Below are 872 nucleotides of genomic sequence, written 5' to 3'. Positions count from 1 at the left end.
AAGGGTAAGTTCGAGCGCACCAAGCCGCACGTCAACGTCGGCACCATCGGTCACGTCGACCACGGCAAGACCACGCTGACCGCGGCGCTGACCAAGATCGGCGCAGAGCGCTTCGGCGGCGAGTTCAAGGCGTACGACGCGATCGACGCGGCGCCGGAAGAGAAGGCGCGCGGCATCACGATCTCGACCGCGCACGTGGAATACGAATCCCCGAACCGTCACTACGCGCACGTCGATTGCCCGGGTCACGCGGACTACGTCAAGAACATGATCACCGGTGCGGCGCAGATGGACGGCGCGATCCTGGTGTGCTCGGCCGCTGACGGCCCGATGCCGCAGACCCGCGAGCACATCCTGCTGTCGCGCCAGGTCGGCGTGCCGCACATCGTGGTGTTCCTGAACAAGGCCGACATGGTCGACGACGCCGAGCTGCTCGAGCTGGTGGAGATGGAAGTGCGCGAGCTGCTGAGCAAGTACGACTTCCCGGGCGACGACACCCCGATCATCCACGGTTCGGCGCGTCTGGCGCTGGAAGGCGACCAAAGCGAGATCGGCGTGCCGTCGATCCTGAAGCTGGTGGAAGCGCTGGATTCGTTCATCCCGGAGCCGCAGCGCGACGTGGACAAGCCGTTCCTGATGCCGGTGGAAGACGTGTTCTCGATCTCGGGCCGCGGCACCGTGGTGACCGGCCGTATCGAACGCGGCGTGATCAAGGTGGGCGACGAAATCGAAATCGTCGGCATCCGCGCCACGCAGAAGACCACGGTCACCGGCGTGGAAATGTTCCGCAAGCTGCTGGACCAGGGCCAGGCGGGCGACAACGCCGGTCTGCTGCTGCGCGGCACCAAGCGTGACGACGTGGAGCGCGGCCA

The 872-nt window shown here is 66.2% G+C and carries 1 protein-coding gene; it reads left to right on the top strand.

From position 1 onward, the window contains the following. Positions 1-872 (top strand): elongation factor Tu (gene tuf / locus H9658_RS22795; RefSeq protein ID WP_225210200.1); only part of this gene is annotated, 872 nt, incomplete at both ends.

Origin of the sequence: Xanthomonas bonasiae (assembly GCF_014836395.1) — a bacterium.
Taxonomy (GTDB): Bacteria; Pseudomonadota; Gammaproteobacteria; order Xanthomonadales; family Xanthomonadaceae; genus Xanthomonas_A; species Xanthomonas_A bonasiae.
Note: the sequence above shows the minus strand (reverse complement) of the source record. Positions and strands in the feature narration are given on the sequence as shown.